Source organism: Glutamicibacter protophormiae (assembly GCF_014647495.1).
Classification (GTDB): domain Bacteria; phylum Actinomycetota; class Actinomycetes; order Actinomycetales; family Micrococcaceae; genus Glutamicibacter; species Glutamicibacter protophormiae.
Window position 1 is genome coordinate 67368 of sequence record NZ_BMPH01000006.1, and the last position, 16629, is coordinate 83996.

Here is a 16629-nt window from a genome sequence, read left to right on the forward strand (position 1 = left end):
GTGGTTAAAACCACGCGCAGGCGTGGGCTGAAACCTCTGTTGGAGCCGCGGGACGGTTCGCGCGAGTATTCCTGCACGGGCGGCGCACCCTTGTAATCGCCGATACAAGGTTCTTTGCCCCCGTCTCGCACATGAATCCCGGACAAGTTGTGCATCTTGTGAGTGGCGGAACAAGGAATTTCCTGAAGCGGCTACTCCCCCAAACCCGGGTCTCTTCGCGGTCAGGTGGCCGTGGGAGATGCCGTGGATCTTAGCCTGCACCGATTAAGACAATGGAGCTCCGAACCGTTGCCGGTCCGAAGCTCCATTATTCTGGCTGACGGGGTCTTGGCTAGAGCATGCGCTCCAACTCGCGATTGATCGAGCGCGCCCAGAACGGTCCCTCGTAAAGGAATGCCGTATAACCCTGCACTAGGTCTGCACCTGCGTCCAAGCGGGCCTTCACGTCTTTCGCATCGGTCACACCGCCAACGGCGATGATTGCCATCTCGGCAGGAACCAGGGCTCGCAGCTGGCGGAGGACTTGCATCGAACGCTCTTTCAGCGGGGCTCCGGACAGGCCACCTGCACCGATCTGCTCGACCTTCGCCGCAGGACTCTTCAGCCCCTCGCGCCCGATGGTGGTATTGGTGGCGATGATGCCGTCGAGTTCCAGTTCGGTGGCGAGCTTCGCGACGTCGTCGATGTCCTCGTCGCTCAGATCCGGAGCGATCTTGACGAGCAACGGGACGTGGCGTCCGGCAACGTGGTCCGCTAGTTCTCCGACTTCGGTCAACAGGGGCCGCAGCGTTTCGACGCTCTGCAGCAGCCGCAGTCCCGGAGTGTTCGGGCTGGACACGTTGACGACCAGGTAGTCGGCATGAATGGCTAGCTGGCGGGTTGAAACGAGGTAATCGCCCACCGCGTCACCAAGCTCGACGACCTTGGTCTTGCCAATGTTGACGCCGACCACGGGTCGGTTTTCCGCGTAGTCCGCCTTCAACTGCTGGCGTGCCTGCGCCACGCGCGCGGCAACGACTTCGGCGCCTTCGTTGTTGAATCCCATGCGGTTGATGACCGCACGGTCCTCAACCAGTCGGAACAAACGCGGCTGCGGGTTGCCGGGCTGGGCCTGTCCTGTCACGGTACCGATTTCGACGTGGCCGAAACCGATGTCGCTCAAGGCCATGATGCCGGTGGCACCCTTGTCGAAACCTGCGGCCAGGCCGAATGGGGAGGGGAAATCGATGCCCATGACGGTGCGCTTCAGCTTGGGGGCCGGGGCGAAGAACTTGCGGGCTGCCTTGGTCAAGCCAACGCGCTGGGCGATCTTGATCGCGTCAAAAGCGAAGTGATGGGCCTTTTCAGGATCCATCTTGGTGAAAACATGCTTGAAGACCAAAGGATAAATGCGCATGGTTCCAATCTTCCCGTGAAATGGGGTCTGTAGACAACTTGAGGTCGGTAAGCTGATTTCATGACGGTCGCAGAACTTCTTCCCACGGTGAGATGGCCCGAATTCATGCCCTCCACACCGCGGGGTGTCTGGGCGCCCGATCCGCTGGGTCCGGGCTACGAGTACCAGACCCTTGACTTCGGAGCCGATGCCGAGGGGCCGCTGCTGGCGACGCTCGTGCGCTACTCGCCCCCGGGCTGGTTCAGAAAACTCGGCCGCCGGGCCAAGGGGGTGGTGCTGTCGGTCCATGGCTGGAGCGACTACTTCTACAACCGCGAGCTGGCCGAGTTCTGGTACCACCGGGGCTACCACTTCTACGCCTTGGACCTGCGCCACCATGGGCGCAGCCTTCGCAGGGAGCACGAGCTTCCCGGGTACATATCGAACCTGGAAGACCTCGACCTGGAGCTGAACGCGAGCCTTGGCCTTCTTCGCCGCGAGCACCCGCAGCTGCCGATCGTGGCACAGGGGCACTCCATGGGCGGGCTGGTGCTGAGCCTGTGGATTTCACGCACGTCGCCGAATGTCAAGGGACTGGTGCTCAATGCCCCGTGGCTGGAGTTCCAGGGCACGGCATTCCTGCGCGTGCCGATCAACGGGCTGATGGAAGCAATGTCGCGCAGCAACCCGCGGCGCAAGGTGCTGGCCAACCAGTTCGACCACTACTGGCAGTCGCTCAGCGACCAGGCCAGCGGCCAGTGGGATATCCATCCCGTGTGGCGCCCGACGCTGGCCTTCCCCACCACCGCGGGCTGGCTGCACACCATCCTGGAAGGCCACGCCCGGGTGGCCCGGGGATTGGAGCTGAGCCTGCCGGTCTTGGTGATGACATCGAAGTCCTCGCACTTCAGCACCGCATATTCCGAGCAGATGCAGTACACCGATTCGGTCATCGACGTCACCCAGACGCGCCTGCGCGCGCTGAAGCTCGGCAGCTTCGTGACCCTTTCGGAGGTCGAGGGGGCCATGCACGATGTCTTCACCTCGGCGGAACCCGCCCGCGCCACCGCGTTCAGGGATCTGAACCTGTGGCTGAAGATGCTGGACGGTTAAGCGCCGGGCTTGTCGATCGCCCCGCCGTAGCGCCGGTCGCGCTGGGCGTATTCCTCCACCGCGGTGAACAGGGTGCGGCGGTCGACGTCGGGCCACAGCTGGTCAAGGAACACCATTTCGGCGTAGGCCGACTGCCACAGCAGGAAGTTGCTGGTGCGCTGCTCGCCGCTGGTGCGCAGGAACAGGTCGACATCCGGCAATTCCGGGGCGTGCAGGTACTTGCCGATGGTCTTCTCCCCGACCGAGGAGGCCCGCAGCTTGCCCGCGGCGACATCCCGGGCAATTGCCGCCATGGCATCGCCCAGCTCGGCCCGTCCCCCGTAGTTCACGCACATGGTCAGCTGGCAGCCGGTGTTCTCGCGGGTCAGCTCCTCGGCCTCACGCAGCTCGTTGATGACCGACTTCCACAGCTTCGGCTCGCGGCCGGACCAGCGGATGCGCACGCCCCAGGAGTTCAGGGTGTCGCGCTGGCGACGCAGCACGTCGCGGGAGAAACCCATGAGGAAGCGGACCTCCTCGGGGCTGCGCTTCCAGTTCTCGGTGGAGAACGCGTAGACGGAGACGTACTTGATGCCCATTTCCACGGCGCCGGCCATGACATCCAGCAGCGCCGCCTCGCCGGCCCGGTGCCCCTCGGTGCGCGGCAGGCCGCGCTGGTTGGCCCAGCGGCCGTTGCCGTCCATCACGATGGCGACGTGCTCCGGGATGAGCTCCTTCGGGATCTGCGGCATGACCGGGTTCTGCGGGTGCGCGAACGGTGCGACAGGACCGCGGCGGCCGTTGATCTTGGGCAGCTTCTTCATGATCTCTCCACATGGCGTAGGGACTTGACGGCACGCTCCAGGTGCCATTGCAGGTAATTGGCGACGATCTCCGCCGCCTGCTTGCGGGCGCGCGGCCCGGCCAGGGCGACGGCATCCCAGTCCCCCTCCAGCAGCGCCTGCAGGTACTGGATGGTGACCGGGTGCGGGGAGAGCGAACCGGAGGGCCGGCAGTCGGCGCACACCACGCCGCCCAGCTGCACGTGCAGCGCTTCATGGGGGCCGGGCTTGCCGCAGCGCACGCAGCTGGTGAAGGACGGGGCCCAGCCTGCGATGGACAGGGCGCGCAGGATGTAGGAGTCCAGCACGGCCCCGGGCTCGACCGCGAGCTTGGAGAGCAGCGCGAGGGCTCCGTGCAGCAAACGGTACTGTCGCAGGGTCGAGTCGCTGTCGGCTTCCAGCAGCTTCTCCGCGATTTCCACCATGGCGTTGGCCACGGTGTAGCTCGGGTAGTCGGCCACCAGCAGCTGGCCGTAGGCATGGCGCAGCTGGGCCTGGGAGACGATGTCCAGGTTGCGTCCCATCACCAGCTGGGCCTCGACCTCCATGAATGGTTCGAGGGTCGCCCCGAGCCGCGAGGTGGTGCGGCGCACGCCCTTGGCCACGGCGCGCACGATCCCGTTGGGGGTGAGCAGCGTGATGATGCGGTCGGCCTCCCCCAGCTTGTGGGTACGCAGAACGATGCCGCGGGTGCGGTAGCTCTTGGAGGCGAAACCTGATCTGGACACGTGCTCAATTCTCCCACCTGGGCACCGACAGAATGCACAACGCCACGGCCAGCGAGGAGATGCTGGCCGTGGCGTTGGCGACGTGCGTTGGCGCTGGCGGCGGCTACTTCGCGTCGCGGATCGCGCGGTTGACCGCGGAAACCACTGCCTTCAGCGCGGCGATGTTGGTGTTCGTGTCCAGCCCGACGCCCCACAAGATGCGGTCGCCCACGGCGCATTCGACGAAGGCCGCGGCGCGGGCGTTGCCGCCCTCGCTCATCGCGTGCTCGGAGTAGTCCAGCACGCGCAGGTCCACGCCGTCCTCGTTGAGCATGTGCACCAGCGCGGAGACCGGGCCGTTGCCGCCGGCGGAGCGCTCATGCGGCGCGCCGTCGATGACCAGCTTGGCGTCCAGCTGGAAGCTGCCGTCCTCGGCGGAGGCCGCGGTGGCCGACGCGATGCGGTAGTGGCCCCAGGTCTCCTGGCCCGAGCCTTCTTCGGCCGGCAGGTATTCGTCCTGGAAGACGTTCCAGATGGTCGAGGAGGAGACCTCGCCGCCCTCGGCGTCGGTCTTCTTCTGGATTACCCCGGAGAACTCGATCTGCGCGCGGCGCGGCAGATCCAGGTTGTAGTCGTTCTTCAGCAGGTAGGCCACCCCGCCCTTGCCGGACTGCGAGTTCACGCGGATCACTGCCTCGTAGGAGCGGCCGATGTCCTTCGGGTCGATCGGCAGGTACGGCACGGCCCAGACCAGCTCGTCCAGGTCCTTGCCCTGCTCGCCGGCCTTGGCTTCCATGGCCTCCAGGCCCTTCTTGATGGCGTCCTGGTGGGAGCCGGAGAAGGCCGTGAACACCAGGTCGCCGCCGTACGGGCTGCGCTCGGGCACCGGCAGCTGGTTGCAGTACTCGACGGTGCGGCGGATGTGGTCCATGTCGGAGAAGTCGATCTGCGGGTCGATGCCCTGGCCGAACATGTTCATGCCCAGGGTCACCAGGTCCACGTTGCCGGTGCGTTCGCCGTTGCCGAACAGGCAGCCCTCGATGCGGTCCGCGCCGGCCAGGTAGCCCAGCTCGGCGGCGGCCACGCCGGTGCCGCGGTCGTTGTGCGGGTGCAGCGAGAGGATGATCGAGTCGCGGTTGGCCAGGTTGCGGTGCATCCACTCGATGGAGTCGGCGTACACGTTCGGGGTGGCCATTTCCACGGTGGCCGGCAGGTTCAGGATCATCTTGTTCTCCGGGCTGGCCTCCAGCACCTCGGCCACGGCCTCGGAGATGCGCTTGGCGAACTCCAGCTCGGTGCCGGTGTAGGACTCCGGGGAGTACTCGTAGGTGATCTTGGTGCCGGTCATCTGCTCTTCGTACTTCTTGCACAGGCGCGCGCCCTGCACGGCGATGTCGACGATGCCGTCCTGGTCCTGGCGGAAGACGACCTCGCGCTGCAGGATCGAGGTGGAGTTGTACAGGTGCACGATCGCCTGCTTGGCGCCTTCCAGCGCCTGGTAGGTGCGCTCGATCAGGTGCTCGCGGGACTGGGTGAGGACCTGGATGGTGACGTCCTCGGGGATGCGGTTCTGCTCGATGAGTTGGCGCACGAAGTCGAAGTCGGTCTGCGAGGCGGACGGGAAGCCGACCTCGATCTCCTTGAAGCCCATCTGCACCAGCAGGTCGAACATCTTGTGCTTGCGTTCGGGGCTCATCGGGTCGATCAGCGCCTGGTTGCCGTCGCGCAGGTCGACCGCGCACCAGCGCGGGGCCTTGGTGATGTACTTGTCGGGCCAGGTGCGATCGGGCAGATTGACCTCGATCTGGTCCTGGAACGGAACATACTTGTGGATTGGCATGTTCGAAGATTTCTGCATGTTCTGCATTTCGGTTGTCCCCTAGACAAAAAGTTGGTGCGTAGTTTGTGTGGGGCCAGACAAGAGCTTACTCCGCAACGAGGGGTCGGCCGAGGGACCACTAGCGGTCCGTTGGATCCTCGCAGCGGCTAAGTAGTAGTAGAAGCTCGAAATGCACGTGTTGAGCATAACACCGGCCCTCGGCGGGTGCTGAAACTGTTGCGCCTTTGTGTCACATTGTGGACAGGGCGGATGCTGGACACGGACGCAGCGGCGGGCGAAGAATGGGAATATCGTCGCGTCGGGGAAATCAGGTGCAGCATGCGGGCGCTCATCGTGGGAGCCGGAATCGCCGGGCTGGTCGCGGCCCGGCAGCTGGGCGTGGCCGGCTGGTCCGTGGACGTGTTGGAGCGCGCGCCCGGGCCGCGGCCGGAAGGGTACATGATGGACTTCTTCGGTCCCGGGGTGCGGGCCGCGGAGCGCATCGGGCTCTACCCGTACCTGGCGCAGGCAGCACACCGCGTCCGGGCCGCGGCCTATGTCGATGTCGACGGCCGGGAGACCGCCCGGCTGGACTACGAACAGTTCTCCGCGCTGGCGGGAGGCAACGTGCTCAGCCTGCTGCGACCGGATCTGGAAACCGCGGCGCTGCGCGCGCTCGGTGATGCGCCAGCGGGCGGCATCCACCTGCACTACGGGTGCCGGGCGGCGCGCGTAGTGCAGCGGCCGGGGGCGGTCGCGCTCGTGGCCGAGGACCAGCATGGACAAAGCCGCTGGTTCGAGGCCGACCTGCTGATCGGCGCCGACGGGCTGCATTCGCGGGTGCGCGAGGGGGTATTCGGTCCCGAGTCCGGGTGGCTGCGGGATTTGGGCATGCGCGCCGCGGCGTACATCGTGGCCGAGCCGGAGATCAACGCGGGCGCCCGGCACCGCTTTGTGCTCACCGACAGCATCGGGCGCACCGCCGCGTACTACGGGCTGCGCGACGGGCGCGTGGCCACGCTGCTGGTCTACCGGGCGCTGCCCGGGGACCCGCACAACGCCCGCGACAGGCTGCGCCGGCACTTCACCGGGCTGGGGGCAACCGTGGACCGGCTGCTGCAGCTGTGCCCGCAGGAGCCCTACGACGACGTGGTGGCGCAGGTGGTGATGCCGCGGCTGTCGCACGGGAACACGGTGCTGTTGGGTGATGCCGGAGGTGCGGTGTCGCTACTGGCCGGCCAGGGCGGATCGCTCGCGGTGGCGGGCGCCGCGCAACTCGCCGCTTCGCTGGAGAACCTGGAGGATCCGGGGTGGATCCCCGCAGCCCTGGCCGGCTTCTCCGCCCGCTGGCAGCTGACGGTGCGGTCCGCGCAGGCCTCGGGCCGGCGGGCCGCGGCGAGCTTCCTGCCCGCGACCCGCGCCGGGCTGCTGCTGCGCCGGTGGGTGATCCGCAGTTCGAGCGTGCCGCCACTGGACCGGCTCATCGCCCGGCGCATCGTGGCGTCGCTGGCCAAGTAGTGCCGCCGCAGCTGCGCGGCGGGCTAGAAGCCCAGGCGGCCGAGCTGCTTGGGGTCGCGCTGCCAGTCCTTGGCGACCTTTACGTGCAGGTCGAGGTACACCTTGGTGCCCAGCAGCTTCTCGATGCCCTTGCGGGCGTTGGTGCCGACCTCGCGCAGCCGCGCGCCGCCGCGGCCGATCACGATGGCCTTCTGGCTGGAGCGCTCGACGTACAAGGAGACGTGGATGTCCACCAGCGGGTTGTTCTCGCTGCGCCCCTCGCGCGGGACCATCTCCTCCACGACCACGGCCAGCGAGTGCGGCAGCTCGTCGCGCACGCCCTCCAGCGCGGCCTCGCGCACCAGCTCGGCGACCATCTTCGCCTCGGGCTCGTCGGTCAGCTCGCCGTCCGGGTACAGCGGCGGGCCGGCCGGCATCTGCTGCACGAGCACGTCGGCGACCTCCTGCACCTGGAACTCCTTGACCGCGGAGACCGGCACGATCGCGGCGAAGCCGTTCGGGCCGAAGTTCTGGTTGCCCAGCTCGGTCACGGCGATCAGCTGCGCGGCCAGCGCCTCGCGGTCCACCAGGTCCGCCTTGGTCACGATCGCGACGATGGGCTTGCGCTGCAGCTGCGCCAGCTGGGTGGCGATGAAGCGGTCGCCGGGGCCGATCTTCTCGTTGGCCGGCAGGCAGAAGCCGATCGCGTCCACCTCGGAGAGCGTCTGCGCGACCAGGTCGTTCAGCCGCTGGCCCAGCAGCGTGCGCGGGCGGTGCAGCCCGGGGGTGTCCACGAGCACCAGCTGGGCGTCCTCGCGGTGCACGATGCCGCGGATGGTGTGGCGGGTGGTCTGCGGCTTCGCGGAGGTGATCGCCACCTTCTGGCCCACCAGGGCGTTGGTCAGCGTGGACTTGCCGGCGTTCGGCCGGCCCACGAAGGAGGTGAAGCCGGAGCGGAAGCCCTCGGGCCATTCGCCCAGGGTGCGCGGGGTGTGGTTTTCACTCATCAGAGGAATCCTCGTCGTTCTCGATATGATCTAAAGCGTCCTTGGCCAGACGCTCTACATGGATTTTGCCGATGCGGTTGCGGCGCCCCGCCAGGGCGACCACGGTCAGGCGCAGACCGTTCACATCCGCGGTGGAGCCGAGCACGGGCACGGACTCCAGCGCCTTGGACAGCAGCCCGCCCACGGTGTCCACATCCTCCTCGTCGATGAGCAGATCGAAGTGGTCTGCAATATCGTCGATGGAGGCGCTGGCCACCGCGAACAGCGAGCCGTCCGGGTTTTCCACCAGTTCGGTGCGGCTGCGGTCGTATTCGTCGTCGATCTCCCCGACGATCTCCTCGATCAGGTCTTCGAAGGTGACCAGCCCGGCGGTGCCGCCGTACTCGTCGACCACGATCGCGAAGTGGATCGATTCCTGCTGCAGCTCCTGCAGCAGTTCGGCGGCGGACTTGGACTCCGGCACGAAGCGCACCGGCCGGGACAGCTCGGCCAGGTCCTTGGCCTGCTGCAGGCCGTGGATCTCCCCGATCAGGTCCTTGAGGTAGATGATGCCGCGGATGTCGTCGGTATCCTCGCCGATCAGCGGGATGCGCGAGTAGCCCGAGGCCATGAACAAATCCAGCGCGCTGTGGAAGGTGTGGTCAGGGTCCAGCACCACCATGTCGGTGCGCGGCACCATGACCGCACGCACGTTGGTCTCCTCCAGGTCGATGACCCCGGAGATCAGCTCGGCGGATTCCTCGTCAAGGTCCTCGCCCTCGCTGGCCCGGTCCACCAGGTCGCGCAGGCGCTCCTTGCCCAGGTAGCCGTCCTCGTCGCTGCCGCCGGGGCTCAGTGCCTTGGCGATGTTCGCCAGCCAGTTGGCCACCGGCCCCAGGGCCCGGCGCAGCAGCCGGACCAGCGGCGCGGTCGCCTGCACCACGCGCTGGGCGTTGGAGCGGCCGTAGCGCCGCGGCGAGACGCTGACCAGCACGAAGCCCAGGGCCGCCATGGCGATGGTGGCGACCAGCCCGGCGAGCCAGATGTTCTCCACCCGGATGGACACCAGCAGGGCCACGGAGACCGCGGAGGCGGTTTCGAACCAGACGCGCCAGAACTTGATGGCCTGGGCGTGGGACTCGGTGTCGTCCAGGATCGCGCTCAGCGCCTTGGAATCGGAGTCGGCGCGCAGCCGTTCTGCGGCGTGCCGGGAGAGCGCATAGAAGGCCGAGTCCGCGGCCGTGAGCACCGCCGAGCAGGCGATGAAGAGGATGGCCAGGACCAGCAGGAGTATACCCACGGCGGCTATTCCACCGTTTCCTTCGGAGCCGGGCGCCCGGTGTAGGACTCCAGCAGGCGGCGCTGCAGGGAGAACATCTCTTCCTTCTCCTCGGGCTCCATGTGGTCGAAGCCCATCAGGTGCAGCAGCCCGTGGGTGGCCAGCAGCAGGATTTCGTCGTGCGTGCTGTGCCCGCCGGCCTCGGCCTGCGCCTGGGCGACGGTCGGGCAAATCACGATGTCACCCAGGATGCCGGCCTCCGAGGGAGCGTGCTCGCGGCCGGGGCGCAGCTCGTCCATCGGGAAGCTCATCACGTCGGTGGGGCCTTCGAGGTCCATCCACTGAACGTGCAGCGCGCTCATGGCCTCCTCGTCCAGGAAGACGATGGACACCTCGGTTTCCGGATGCAGGTACATGGCGCTCATCACCGACTGCGCCAGTGCGTTGACGTCGTTCAGGTCGACGTCGAACTCGGTTTCGTTGTTGACTTCAATGCTCATTGCTTCGCTGCTCACTTCGTATGTCGCGGCCGTTGGCGGCCCGTGCGGCGGTTGTCGTCCCAGCGGTCGTAGGCGGAGACGATGTCCGCGATCAGCCGGTGGCGCACCACGTCGCTGGCGTCCAGCCGGCAGATCGAGATGTCCTCGATGCCTTCCAGCACCTCGCTGGCCATGCGCAGCCCGGAGACCGCGTTGCCCGGCAGGTCGACCTGGGTGACGTCCCCGGTGACCACCATCTTGGAGCCGAAGCCGAGGCGCGTCAGGAACATCTTCATCTGCTCGCTGGTGGTGTTCTGCGCCTCGTCGAGGATGACGAAGGCGTCGTTCAGCGTGCGCCCGCGCATGTAGGCCAGCGGGGCGACCTCGATGGTGCCCGCCTCCAGCAGCCGCGGGATCGAATCGGGGTCCACCATGTCGTGCAGCGCGTCGTAGAGCGGGCGCAGGTAGGGGTCGATCTTCTCGCTCAGGGTGCCGGGCAGGAAACCCAGCTTCTCCCCCGCCTCGACCGCCGGACGGGTCAAGATGATGCGGTTGACCTGCTTGTCCTGCAGCGCCGCGACGGCCATGGCCATGGCCAGGAAGGTCTTGCCGGTGCCGGCCGGGCCGATGCCGAAGGTCACCGTGGAATCCTCGATGGCGTCCACGTAGGACTTCTGGTTCACCGTCTTGGGACGGATGGAGCGCCCGCGGCCGGAGAGGATCTTCAGCCCCAGCACGTCGGTGGGCGCATCAGGGTTCCCGGCGCTGAGCATCTTGATGATCTGCTCGATGGTTTCCGCGCTCATCCGCGAGCCGCGCTGCGCCAGCGACCGGGCTTCCTCGGTCACCCGCTGCGCCTTGCGCACCTGGATCGGGTCGCCGACCAGGCTCAGGGTGGCCCCGTTGGGGCGGAACTGCACCTTCGGGTAGGCACCGGTGAGGATGCGCAGCAACTCGTCGTTCGGGCCCAGGGTTGCGATCATCAGCTCGGGAGTCTCGAACGTGATGGCCAGCGTCGCCGGCCCGGTCTCGGATTGCCTCTGGTTCTGTTCAACCTGCATGCAGTGCTTCGTGCCCCTTTTGAGCTCGGAAAATAAAAAAACTTGCGCATCTCCAGTCTAGCTAGTCCCGGGCGCCCGACGCGATACGTACCGCTCCGCCGAGCGCTGAAAATTCTGAAACTAGTATGAAATGAATCTAATCCGGGCAGGTCGCAAAGGTATAGATTTGGTTACGGATTGGTAGGTTTAGCGATTTTCGGCCGCATGGCGCACGCTGATGTGTCACGCTATATGAGCGCACGGAACCACGTTCTCGTTCCGGGCGCCGGAAAATCCCCGCAGAACAGATGGACTGGTCGAAACGTGCAGCAGTGGTACAAGCGCCGAATCCCGCGACGACTCGCGGCGACCGGCGCCATTGCGGCCCTGGCCCTGGCGGCCGGCTGCGGATTCGCCGCACGCAACGACAGCTTCGAGATGCCTGCCCATTCCGCGGCCGCGGCCCATGGCGTACCGCTGGCCACCGATTCGATGGAGCAGGCCTTCCCCGGGCAGAAGATGCCGGTCTACTGGCTGGAGAACACCGACTCCGGGGTCTACCTCTACCGCGAATACGCTACCGACACCCGCCACCAGGAACCGATGAGCGACGCGATCGCCTACCTGCTGGCCGGGAAACCCGCCGACCCGGCCTGGTACACCCACCTGAAGTCCACCGACGAGGTTGGGGTGTCCATCGACAACCAGAACCTGATCACCCTGGACCTGCCGGCCAAGGTCTTCAGCGCCACGCTGGACGAGGGCCTGGCCGAGCGCGCCATCCAGCAGCTGGTCTTCACCGCCACCGCCGCCGCCTCCAACGCCGGCATCCTGGTCGGCGACACCCCGGCCAGCGTCCGCATCCTGGTCGACGGCAGGCAGAACGCCACCGTCTTCGGCGGCCACCGCCTGCAGGACGTGTACCAGCGCGATGCGAAGTTCATGGCGCCGATCTGGATCATCGACCCGCAGTTCGGCACCACCACCGCGGTGGGCGCCGTGAAGTTCCACGGGCGCACCTCCAGTTTCGACGGCGGCACCTTCTACTCCCTGCAGTCCAAGGCCTCCGACGGCGAGCCACAGGTGATCACCGCCGCCAACCGGATCAACGACGAGAGCGTGGAGCCCGACGGGTCCTTCACGCTGACCACCCGGCTTCCGGCCGGCAGCTACACGCTGACCGTCTGGGGCAAGGAAGCCGGCAGCGACGCCAAGGTCGGCGAGGTCAGCTCCGACTTCACCGTGCGCTGAGCGCCGGCCCCGCCCCAACACCGAATCGAGTTGGCGGGGGTGTCTCACGCTCTCCTCTCGCATCACTGTGCGCTTCGAGGTGTCGGCCCTTTCGTGGCCCCAGCAGAATTCGAACCGGTCGTGCAGCGTGTGCTGAACATCCGCGTGCGATGATCCGGGGCGGGCTGCTGCATCGCCCGTCCAGGGATGTCGAAACGATGCTCTTTCTTCCATTCTTGTCCAGCCCAGCCCCGCTGGGCAGCAATCCTGCCTGTCGTCGAATCACGATTGCTGATCGGGAAAAATGCCCTCCTGCTAAAGGATGATTTACCACTTTCGACTCTCATGATGGACTGGAACCGTCCTTGCAGTTGAACGAATCCAATCTATCTCCAGGACCTTGTGGCGAATTCCTGCATTCGCTTGGCACGGCGGAACGTGCGCCGAACCGTACAAGGAAGCATGGTCCGGATCATCCGAGGGTGATATCCGTGGCGCCACCACTTCACACCTCCGCCGTCGCAGCATCCGACTGCTGCAGCACAGCCTTGACGAGGCCGGCCGCAGCGGCGTCGACGACGTCGGGCAGTGCCTGAGCGGTGCCGGCTAGCCACGGGAAAGGAAACACAGGCATGACAGCGATATCGAACGGACCATCCGCAGCACGGAAGGGCACCGTCGCAGCACTGCTCTTCCTCGCGGTTGCAGCGATCAACTTGCCGCGTGTTCCGCGGCTCGCCGACTACTCGACAGTGGGATGGGCTGTCGGCGGCGTGTTCCTCATGGCAGCACTGGTGCTCGCCATCGCAAACTTTCGGATCCAGTCGAAGGCCAGGTCGTCGCAGGAGTAGGCGACGATATCCGAGACACGAGCAGAAACCCTCTGGAGCTGCCAAAACCATCATGGTCGTGCGGGAACCAGGGAGTTGCCCGCCAAAAAAGTCATCACCTTGCAGCGTGGCGCAAAGCTACTTGCTACCAGGCAGAGAGGATGCATGAGGATGAAAAGTGGCCATCCCGCCCCGGCCACTCCACGCGTCAAAGACCATTGCACTCGTTGGGGTTTTTGCCACGCGATCTCAGCGGTATTCATGATTTGCAGGCTCAGCTGCTCGAGAAGGGACTTCCGCACTCTGGCACATGCCCATGCCGGGCCTGCTTAAACAGCGATTGCCGTGAACCCGAGAGGTTCACGGCAATCGCTGTTTAAACTTGCTAGAGCTCGCCGAGCAGGTGGCGCACCAGCACCAGCGCGGCAGGACCCGCGGTAGAGGCGCGCAGCACGTGGCGTCCGAGCAGCGCCGGACGCGCTCCGGCGGCCACGAACGCCTCGAGCTCGGCATCGCTGATGCCGCCCTCCGGGCCGACGACCAGCACCACGCCGGTGCCCGGCGCGGCGGCGGGCAGCCAGCCGGACACGGCCTGGGTTACCGAATCCTGCGCCTGCTCGTGCAGCACCAGGACCAGGTCGCCGGCGGCCGCATGGGCGGAAATCGCCGCGGCCAGCGACTTGCTGGTGACCAGCTCCTTCACCCCGGGTTCGAAGGTGCGCCGGGACTGCTTCTGCGCCGAACGTACCTGGGCTCGCCACTTGGCCAGCGCCTTGTCGGCTTTCGCCGCGTTCCAGCGCACGATCGAGCGGTCGGCCTGCCATGGGCGCACGGTGAAGACGCCCAGTTCCACGGCGGATTCCACGGCCTGCAGGTCGCGGTCCCCCTTGGACAGCGCCTGGATGAGGGTCGCCGGATGCTCCGGGGGCTGTTCCTGGTTCCGTTCCAGGACGGTGACCGTGAGCAGCTCCTTGGCAGCGGAGGATACCTCGACGACCAGGCGCAGCCCGGTGCCGTCGAGCAGGTCCAGCCGCTCACCGGGCTGGACGCGCTTGACGACCACCGCGTGGTGCGCCTCCGGCCCGGTCAGCTGCAGGGTGTCCCCCACGCGGGCCGCCGCGCCCTGCTCCGGATCGAGCACGAAACTGTGGTTGCTCATGGCCTAGCGCTGGTTCAGCTTGTCCCGCAGGCGCGAGAACATGCCGCCGGAATGCTCCACGCGTCCGGCGCTGAGCTCCTCGCCGCGCAGCTTGGCCAGCTGCTCGAGCAGCTCGCGCTGGGCCGCGTCCAGCTTGGTCGGGGTCTCCACCTGCAGGTGCACGATGATGTCCCCGCGCTTGCCACCGCGCAGCCGCGGCACGCCGAGGCCCGCAAGCGTGAGGGTGTCCCCGTCCTGGGCGCCCGGTTCCACGTTCAGGGTCTGCTCCTCGTCGAAGGTTTCAAGCTTCAGCTCGCACCCCAGGGCCGCGGCGGTCATCGGGATCGTCATCTTGGCATGCAGGTCGTTGCCGGAGCGTTCGAACACCTTGTGGCGGCGTATGTCGATCTCGACGAACAGGTTGCCGTTCGGGCCGCCGCCCGGGCCGGCCTCCCCCTGGCCGCGCAGCTGGATGCGGGTGCCCGCGTCCACGCCGGCTGGCACATTCAGCGACTTGGAGACATGCTCGCGCACGCGGCCCTCGCCGTTGCACTCCAGGCAGGGATCCGGGATCGTGGTGCCGTAGCCGCGGCAGGCGGCGCAGGTCTCCACGGTCATCATCTGGCCCAGGAACGAGCGCACCGGGCGCTGCACCTGGCCGGCGCCGTGGCAGATGGTGCAGGTGACCGGGCTGGTGCCTTCGCGGGTGCCGTCGCCGTGGCAGGTCTTGCAGACTACGGCGGTTTCCATCTCCAGCGGGTAGACGGTGCCCTTGACGGCGTCTTCCAGATCGATGGTGATGGTGATCAGCGCGTCGCGGCCCGGCTGGGTGCGGGACATCGGTCCCTGGCCCTGCCCGCCGCCGAAGAACTGCTCGAAGATGTCTCCGAAGCCGCCGAATCCAGCGCCGCCGCCGAAGCCTGGCTGCCCATTGCCGTTCTCATCGCCCGTGGCGTCGTAGTTCGCCCGCTTCTTCTCGTCGGAAAGAACCTCGTAGGCGCGGGTCACCAGCTTGAACTGCTCGGCCGCGTCCTCGCTGGGGTTCACGTCCGGGTGGAGTTTGCGCGCCAGCTTGCGGTAGGCGCTCTTGATTTCCTGCGGGGTCGCGTCCTTGGCGACACCCAGGGTCTCGTAATGCGAGCTCACGATCTTCGCCGTGTCCTTTCCTTTAAAATTTCACTTCTCAAGTTGTTCCACGAACCGGCTTCGGGGCTAGTTCGCCAAAATCTTCGACAGGTAGCGGGCCACCGCGCGCACCGAGGCCATGGACGAGGAGTAGTTCATCCTGGTCGGGCCCAGCACACCGAGCTTGCTGCGCTGGTCGGTGCTGTAGGTGGTGGCGATGACCGCCGCGTCGGACAGCTGCCCGTAATGGTTTTCGGTGCCGATGGCCACGGCCAGGCCGCGCGAATCCGCCTCCAGCTCGGAGAACAGCTTCAGCAGCACCACCTGCTCCTCCAGCGCCTCGAGCACGGGGGTGATGCTCAACGGGAAGTCGCCCTCGACGCGGGCCAGGTTCGCGGTGCCGGCCATGACGATGCGCTGCACGTTCGCCGCCTGCGCCATCTCCTCCAACGCCCGCAGCACGCTGTCCACCAGCGGTGCCTCGTGCCGGGCCGGGATGGCTCCCTCGTTGCCCAGCGGGCCGACGAGGTCCGCCAGCCGGTGGCCGCCGAAGGAGTTCAGCAGCCACTGCTTGAGGTCGTTCAGCTCCTCGTCCGAATAGGACCGGGACACCGTGAGCATCCGCTGGTCCACGGTGCCGTTGGAGGCGATCATGACCATCAGCACCTGGCGTGCGCCCAGGCCCACCAGGTCGAGGTTGCGCAGTTCGGCGGTGTCGTAGTGCGGCACCTGGATCATCGCCACCTGGTTGGTCAGCCGGGCCAGCAGTCGCACGGTGCTGTGCAGCATCTCGTCGAGGTCCTGCGAGCTGTCCAGGATCTTGTTGATCGCCTCGCGCTCGGCGCGCGAGAGCGGCTTGAGTTCGCCGATCTCGTCCACGAAGCGGCGATACCCCTTCTCCGTGGGGATGCGCCCCGACGAGGTGTGCGGGGCGGCGATCAGGCCTTCCTCCTCCAGCAACGCCATGTCGTTCCGGATGGTGGCGGCGCTGACCCCGAGGTTGTGGCGTTCGCGCAGCGCCTTGGAACCCACCGGTTCGCGGGACTGTACATAGTCCTCGACGATGGCGCGTAAAACGTCAAGACGTCGTAGTTCGCTCACGAAAACACCTCCCGGGATCCCCTGCCGGCACAATTGGCACTCTAACCTGTCAAGTGCCAAGTCTAATACCTTCGGCAGTTGCTAGCATT

At 66.6% G+C, this 16629-nt stretch carries 16 protein-coding genes; 4 read left to right on the plus strand and 12 right to left on the minus strand.

Features of this window, described 5'->3' with window-relative positions; all coding sequences use genetic code 11:
• Positions 1-331: 331 nt before the first annotated feature.
• On the minus strand, positions 332-1396 hold the full coding sequence (locus IEY43_RS08820) for a quinone-dependent dihydroorotate dehydrogenase (RefSeq protein WP_188948237.1): 1065 nt from the start codon (positions 1394-1396) through the stop codon (positions 332-334).
• A gap of 60 nt (positions 1397-1456) precedes the next feature.
• Here IEY43_RS08820 and IEY43_RS08825 point away from each other — a divergent pair, with 60 nt between their 5' ends.
• Positions 1457-2488 carry an alpha/beta hydrolase gene (locus IEY43_RS08825; protein ID WP_188948238.1) on the plus strand — a complete coding sequence of 344 codons (1032 nt, stop codon included), beginning with the start codon at positions 1457-1459 and terminating at the stop codon, positions 2486-2488.
• On the opposite strand, the gene IEY43_RS08830 is transcribed toward IEY43_RS08825, so the two are convergent.
• The 3 genes from IEY43_RS08830 to leuA form a co-directional block, all read right to left on the minus strand.
• Positions 2485-3291, minus strand: coding sequence for an isoprenyl transferase (locus IEY43_RS08830; RefSeq protein WP_188948239.1), 807 nt, complete (start codon positions 3289-3291; stop codon positions 2485-2487). The genes IEY43_RS08825 and IEY43_RS08830 overlap by 4 nt on opposite strands.
• Positions 3288-4037: a DNA repair protein RecO gene (gene recO, locus IEY43_RS08835; RefSeq protein ID WP_188948240.1), complete on the minus strand. Its 750-nt coding sequence runs from the start codon at positions 4035-4037 to the stop codon at positions 3288-3290. Before recO ends, IEY43_RS08830 begins: the two co-directional genes overlap by 4 nt.
• Before the next feature lie 103 nt (positions 4038-4140).
• Positions 4141-5883, minus strand: coding sequence for a 2-isopropylmalate synthase (gene leuA, locus IEY43_RS08840; RefSeq protein ID WP_188948241.1), 1743 nt, complete (start codon positions 5881-5883; stop codon positions 4141-4143).
• Positions 5884-6174: 291 nt separating this feature from the next.
• Here leuA and IEY43_RS08845 point away from each other — a divergent pair, with 291 nt between their 5' ends.
• Positions 6175-7353 (plus strand): FAD-dependent monooxygenase, encoded by a 1179-nt coding sequence (locus IEY43_RS08845; protein ID WP_188948242.1) that lies wholly within the window; start codon positions 6175-6177, stop codon positions 7351-7353.
• Between the two features lie 23 nt (positions 7354-7376).
• Here IEY43_RS08845 and era read toward each other — a convergent pair whose 3' ends face one another.
• From era to IEY43_RS08865, 4 genes are read right to left on the minus strand one after another with little or no spacing between them, the layout of a single operon-like run.
• Positions 7377-8339, minus strand: coding sequence for a GTPase Era (era, locus tag IEY43_RS08850; RefSeq protein WP_188948243.1), 963 nt, complete (start codon positions 8337-8339; stop codon positions 7377-7379).
• On the minus strand, positions 8332-9618 hold the full coding sequence (locus tag IEY43_RS08855) for a hemolysin family protein (protein WP_188948244.1): 1287 nt from the start codon (positions 9616-9618) through the stop codon (positions 8332-8334). The genes era and IEY43_RS08855 overlap by 8 nt, the downstream gene beginning before the upstream one ends.
• Before the next feature lie 5 nt (positions 9619-9623).
• Complete coding sequence (gene ybeY / locus IEY43_RS08860) at positions 9624-10097, minus strand: rRNA maturation RNase YbeY (RefSeq protein ID WP_188948245.1); 474 nt, start codon at positions 10095-10097, stop codon at positions 9624-9626.
• 11 nt (positions 10098-10108) lie between these two features.
• Positions 10109-11137, minus strand: a complete 1029-nt coding sequence (locus IEY43_RS08865) for a PhoH family protein (RefSeq protein WP_188948246.1) — start codon at positions 11135-11137, stop codon at positions 10109-10111.
• 303 nt (positions 11138-11440) lie between these two features.
• Between IEY43_RS08865 and IEY43_RS08870 the strand changes: the two genes are divergently transcribed.
• Complete coding sequence (locus tag IEY43_RS08870) at positions 11441-12367, plus strand: GerMN domain-containing protein (RefSeq protein WP_188948247.1); 927 nt, start codon at positions 11441-11443, stop codon at positions 12365-12367.
• Between the two features lie 484 nt (positions 12368-12851).
• On the opposite strand, the gene IEY43_RS18345 is transcribed toward IEY43_RS08870, so the two are convergent.
• The gene (locus IEY43_RS18345; RefSeq protein ID WP_268240061.1) at positions 12852-12980 is read right to left on the minus strand and encodes a hypothetical protein; all 129 of its coding nucleotides are present in this window, start codon (positions 12978-12980) and stop codon (positions 12852-12854) included.
• Between IEY43_RS18345 and IEY43_RS08875 the strand changes: the two genes are divergently transcribed.
• Positions 12979-13197, plus strand: a complete 219-nt coding sequence (locus IEY43_RS08875) for a hypothetical protein (RefSeq protein WP_188948248.1) — start codon at positions 12979-12981, stop codon at positions 13195-13197. The genes IEY43_RS18345 and IEY43_RS08875 overlap by 2 nt on opposite strands.
• 364 nt (positions 13198-13561) lie before the next feature.
• Here the strand turns inward: IEY43_RS08875 and IEY43_RS08880 are convergent, their stop codons facing one another.
• From IEY43_RS08880 to hrcA, 3 genes are all read right to left on the minus strand, one after another.
• Entirely contained in the window at positions 13562-14335 is a 774-nt protein-coding gene (locus IEY43_RS08880; protein WP_188948249.1) for a 16S rRNA (uracil(1498)-N(3))-methyltransferase, read from the minus strand.
• Positions 14336-14338: 3 nt separating this feature from the next.
• Positions 14339-15460: a molecular chaperone DnaJ gene (gene dnaJ / locus IEY43_RS08885; protein WP_188948250.1), complete on the minus strand. Its 1122-nt coding sequence runs from the start codon at positions 15458-15460 to the stop codon at positions 14339-14341.
• A gap of 66 nt (positions 15461-15526) precedes the next feature.
• On the minus strand, positions 15527-16540 hold the full coding sequence (gene hrcA / locus IEY43_RS08890; RefSeq protein WP_188948251.1) for a heat-inducible transcriptional repressor HrcA: 1014 nt from the start codon (positions 16538-16540) through the stop codon (positions 15527-15529).
• Between the last annotated feature and the right edge of the window lie 89 nt (positions 16541-16629).